The organism is Bifidobacterium choloepi (assembly GCF_010667615.1).
GTDB lineage: Bacteria > Actinomycetota > Actinomycetes > Actinomycetales > Bifidobacteriaceae > Bifidobacterium > Bifidobacterium choloepi.
This window is the reverse complement of the sequence record NZ_VYSG01000008.1, coordinates 1-5,357: the sequence shown is the minus strand read 5'-3', so window position 1 is coordinate 5,357 and position 5,357 is coordinate 1. Positions and strand designations below refer to the sequence as shown.

The following is a 5,357-nucleotide window of genomic DNA, read 5'->3' as shown; positions in this document are numbered from 1 at the left end:
GTGATTGCGGCGGCGTGCTACTCTCCCACACCCTGTCGGGTGCAGTACCATCGCCGTGCCAGGCCTTAGCTTCCGGGTTCGGAATGGGACCGGGCGTCTCACCTGGGCCATGACCGCCGCAAAATTCTTCCATTATCGGCAACCGGCACCACTCCCGGAGGAGCAAGCCGGTCCCGGCTTGTGGCGGCCTGGGAACCGGACAGCGGACGCGTTCAAGCACTGTGTTTCGTATCGCGGGAAGGATCGTCATGCTCCCCGACATCGTCATTCAAAGATGCGTTCCGGCCACTCCGCACGGAATGGCTGTTGGTTGCCATCGACCGTTAGTACCGGTCAGCTCCACCCCTCGCGGGGCTTCCACGTCCGGCCTATCAACCACGTGTTCTGGCATGGGGTCTACAAGGCCTCGAAGGGCCTACGGAATCCTTATCTTGGAGCGGGCTTCCCGCTTAGATGCTTTCAGCGGTTATCCCTCCCGAACGTAGCCAACCTGCCATGCCCCTGGCGGGACAACAGGCATACCAGAGGTTCGTCCACCCAGGTCCTCTCGTACTATGGGCAGGCCTCCTCAAGATTCCAACGAGCGCAGAGGATAGAGACCAAACTGTCTCACGACGTTCTGAACCCAGCTCGCGTGCCGCTTTGATCGGCGAACAGCCGAACCCTTGGGACCTGCTCCAGCCCCAGGATGCGACGAGCCGACATCGAGGTGCCAAACCATCCCGTCGATATGGACTCTTGGGAATGATCAGCCTGTTATCCCCGGGGTACCTTTTATCCGTTGAGCGATGCCGCGTCCGTACGCCGGCACCGGATCACTATCTCCGACTTTCGTCCCTGCTCGAGCCGTCGCTCTCGCAGTCAAGCTCCCTTGTGCGATTACACTCGACACCCGATTGCCAACCGGGCCGAGGGAACCTTTGAGCGCCTCCGTTACTCTTTGGGAGGCAACCGCCCCAGTTAAACTACCCGCCAGGCACTGTCCCTGACGAGGATCACTCGTCGAGGTTAGACGCCAGATGGGGACAGAGCGGTATTTCACCTTGCGACTCCGCGCACGCTGGCGCGCGCGCCTCACAGTCTCCCGCCTATGCTACACAATCCGCACCTGATGCCAATACCAAGGTATAGTAAAGGTCCCGGGGTCTTTTCGTCCTTCTGCGCTTAACGAGCATCTTTACTCGTACTGCAATTTCGCCGAGCTCCTGGTCGAGACAGTGGGGAAGTCGTTACGCCATTCGTGCAGGTCGGAACTTACCCGACAAGGAATTTCGCTACCTTAGGATGGTTATAGTTACCACCGCCGTTTACCGGGGCTTGAATTCACCGCTTCGCCACCAAGTGGCTGACGGATCCTCTTAACCTTCCGGCACCGGGCAGGCGTCAGTGCATATACCGCGACTTGCGTCTTCGCATGCACCTGTGTTTTTGGTAAACAGTCGCTACCCCCTGGCCTGTGCCACCCCCCGGAGCTCCGGAAGCGAGTTCCCTCACCCCGGGGGGTCTCCCTTATGCCGAAGGCACGGGAGCAATTTGCCGAGTTCCTTGACCAGGATTCGCTCGATCGCCTTGGTATGCTCTACCTGACCACCTGTGTCGGTTTCGGGTACGGGCGGCAACGGACCCTCGCGCCGAAGCTTTTCTCGGCCGACGGGATCACCGGATATCGCGCCATCAAGGCGCCCATCATCGCACCTCGCCCACATGTCCCCCGGATTTGCCTGGGGGACGGGCCGCATGCTTGACCACGGAAAACCACCTCCGCGGCCGGCTACCCATCCGCGTCACTCCACGCGCTCGCCTACACGCCGCCATCCGCACGCGACCGGCGAGTCACCACCATTCCCGAAGGAACGGGGCTCCCCGCCGGAAGCGGTTTCAAGACGACTATCGGCCTGCCGGTTCCGTGCCGGTACGGGAATATCAACCCGTTCGTCCATTCGACTACGCCTGTCGGCCTCGCCTTAGGACCCGACTCACCCAGGGACGACGAACGTGGCCCTGGAACCCTTGGTCATCCAGCGGCGGGGATCCTCACCCCGCTCTCGCTACTCATGTCTGCATTCTCGCTCCCATGCAGTCCACGGCGCGCTTGCGCGGCCGCTTCGACCCGGCATGGGACGCTCTCCTACCAAACGTGCACAACACGTTTCCGCGTCTTCGGTGGCGTGCTTGAGCCCCGCTACATTGTCGGCGCGGAACCACTAGACCAGTGAGCTGTTACGCACTCTTTCAAGGATGGCTGCTTCTGAGCCAACCTCCTGGCTGTCTATGCGACTCCACATCCTTTCCCACTTAGCACGCGCTTGGGGACCTTAGACGACGATCTGGGCTGTCTCCCTCTCGACGACGGAGCTTATCCCCCGCCGACTCACTGCCGGAATACACGTCACGGGTATTCGGAGTTTGGCTGCTATTGGTACCCGATACGGGCCCGCAAGCATCCAGTAGCTCTACCCCCCGGACGCAATGAACCGACGCTGCACCTAAATGCATTTCGGAGAGAACCAGCTATCACGGAATTTGATTGGCCTTTCACCCCTAGCCCCAGTTCATCCCCTCAGTTTTCAACCTAAGTGGGTGCGGTCCTCCACGCGGTCTTACCCGCGCTTCAACCTGACCAGGGCTAGATCATCCCGCTTCGGGTCCAGGACACGCGACTCAAACGCCTTTTAAGACTCGCCTTCGCTACGGCTCCCCCACCCGGGTTAGCCTCGCCACGTGCCACTGACTCGCAGACTCATTTTTCGATAGGCACGCCGTCACCCCCGACCCAAAGGCCGCAGGGCTCCGACGGTTCGTAGGCGCACGGTTTCAGGAACTCTTTCACTCCCCTCCCGGGGTGCTTTTCACCTTTCCCTCACGGTACTGGTACGCTATCGGTCAGACAGTCATACTTAGGCTTACCCAACGGTCTGGGCGGATTCACGCGGGATTCCACGGGGCCCGCGCTACTCGGGACACGAGACCGGCAGACCATGCGCATCCGGCTACGGGGCCATCACCCTCTCCGGCCCGGTATCCAACCCGGTTCGCCTAACACACGGTATTTGTCACTGCCGTCCGGCACGTCGGCACCGGAACGCTCGCTCCCACGACACCGCGCGCGCAACCCCCGACGGGTATCACGCGCACGCGGTTTAGCCTGTTCCGCTTTCGCTCGCCACTACTCACGGAGTATCCTTTCCTGCGGGTACTGAGATGTTTCACTTCCCCGCGTACCCCCCACGGCCAGGCCGTGGTGCCAGCCCATGACGGCTGGCGGGTTTCCCCATTCGGACACCCTCGGATCAAAGCCCTGTCGGCGGCTCCCCGAGGACTATCGCGGCCCCACGCGTCCTTCATCGGCACTGTCTGCCAAGGCATCCACCATGCGCCCTTCAGGACAACCACGAACCGGCCAAAACCGGCCCGCGGCCACCCGAACGGATTCGTTGCTGGAAAACACCATTGAAACGACATCAGATCATCACAAAACGATCACAAAACGATACGAACACCAGGATCACTTCGGATCCCGGCGATTCACAGTACAAGCAGCACGACCGCAGTCGCGCCGCTCGCGTCCACTATCCAGTTCTCAAGCCACCACCCCGCCCGGCAGGCCCGCCACGCCATCTTCCAGGCGCACAAGTCCATCGGGGGGATTTCCCGACGCCGCGGATACCGAAAATACCCGGGTGGCGATCGGGGAGCCCAAAAGCATGCACCATACCCGGCGGCAAGCCGCCGCAAACGATCTCTTCCACGCCAGCACGCAGGAAGGGAAGGCGTCGCCTTCCATGTCTTCCCGCCAGAAAAATATCTCCGTAGAAAGGAGGTGATCCAGCCGCACCTTCCGGTACGGCTACCTTGTTACGACTTAGTCCCAATCACGGGTCTCACCTTAGACGGCTCCCCCCACTTGAAGTGGTTGGGCCACCGGCTTCGGGTGCTACCCACTTTCATGACTTGACGGGCGGTGTGTACAAGGCCCGGGAACGCATTCACCGCAGCGTTGCTGATCTGCGATTACTAGCGACTCCGCCTTCACGCAGTCGGGTTGCAGACTGCGATCCGAACTGAGACCGGTTTTCAGGGATCCGCTCCACCTCGCGGTGTCGCCTCCCGCTGTACCGGCCATTGTAGCATGCGTGAAGCCCTGGACGTAAGGGGCATGATGATCTGACGTCATCCCCACCTTCCTCCGAGTTAACCCCGGCGGTCCCACGTGAGTTCCCACCATGATGTGCTGGCAACACGCGGCGAGGGTTGCGCTCGTTGCGGGACTTAACCCAACATCTCACGACACGAGCTGACGACGACCATGCACCACCTGTGAACCCGCCCCGAAGGGAAACGCCGTCTCCGGCGCTGTCGGGAACATGTCAAGCCCAGGTAAGGTTCTTCGCGTTGCATCGAATTAATCCGCATGCTCCGCCGCTTGTGCGGGCCCCCGTCAATTTCTTTGAGTTTTAGCCTTGCGGCCGTACTCCCCAGGCGGGATGCTTAACGCGTTAGCTCCGACACGGAACCCGTGGAAAGGGCCCCACATCCAGCATCCACCGTTTACGGCGTGGACTACCAGGGTATCTAATCCTGTTCGCTCCCCACGCTTTCGCTCCTCAGCGTCAGTGACGGCCCAGAGAACTGCCTTCGCCATCGGTGTTCTTCCCGATATCTACACATTCCACCGTTACACCGGGAATTCCGTTCTCCCCTACCGCACTCCAGTCCGCCCGTACCCGGCGCAGATCCACCGTTAAGCGATGGACTTTCACACCGGACGCGACGGACCGCCTACGAGCCCTTTACGCCCAATAATTCCGGATAACGCTTGCACCCTACGTATTACCGCGGCTGCTGGCACGTAGTTAGCCGGTGCTTATTCGAAGGCTACACTCAACCAGCCGGAAGCTGGCCTTGCTGACCATCAAAAGCGGTTTACAACCCGAAGGCCTCCATCCCGCACGCGGCGTCGCTGCATCAGGCTTGCGCCCATTGTGCAATATTCCCCACTGCTGCCTCCCGTAGGAGTCTGGGCCGTATCTCAGTCCCAATGTGGCCGGTCGCCCTCTCAGGCCGGCTACCCGTCGAAGCCTTGGTGGGCCTTCACCCCGCCAACAAGCTGATAGGACGCGACCCCATCCCATGCCGCAAGAGCCTTTCCCACGCCCCCATGCGGAGACGCGGAGCATCCGGCATTACCACCCGTTTCCAGGAGCTATTCCGGTGCATGGGGCAGGTTGGTCACGCATTACTCACCCGTTCGCCACTCTCACCCCGGCAGCAAGCTGCCAGGGATCCCGTTCGACTTGCATGTGTTAAGCACGCCGCCAGCGTTCATCCTGAGCCAGAATCGAACCCTCCACAAAAAA

The 5,357-nt window shown here is 61.0% G+C and carries 3 rRNA genes; all 3 read right to left on the bottom strand.

Annotated features, from left to right (window positions below):
* Window positions 1-4: 4 nt before the first annotated feature.
* Window positions 5-121: ribosomal RNA gene (rrf, locus tag F6S87_RS08550) — 5S ribosomal RNA — on the bottom strand.
* Between the two features lie 183 nt (window positions 122-304).
* A 23S ribosomal RNA gene (locus tag F6S87_RS08545) occupies window positions 305-3,393 on the bottom strand.
* Between the two features lie 420 nt (window positions 3,394-3,813).
* Window positions 3,814-5,354, bottom strand: a 16S ribosomal RNA gene (locus tag F6S87_RS08540).
* Together the 16S, 23S and 5S rRNA genes form the textbook arrangement of a ribosomal RNA operon.
* Between the last annotated feature and the right edge of the window lie 3 nt (window positions 5,355-5,357).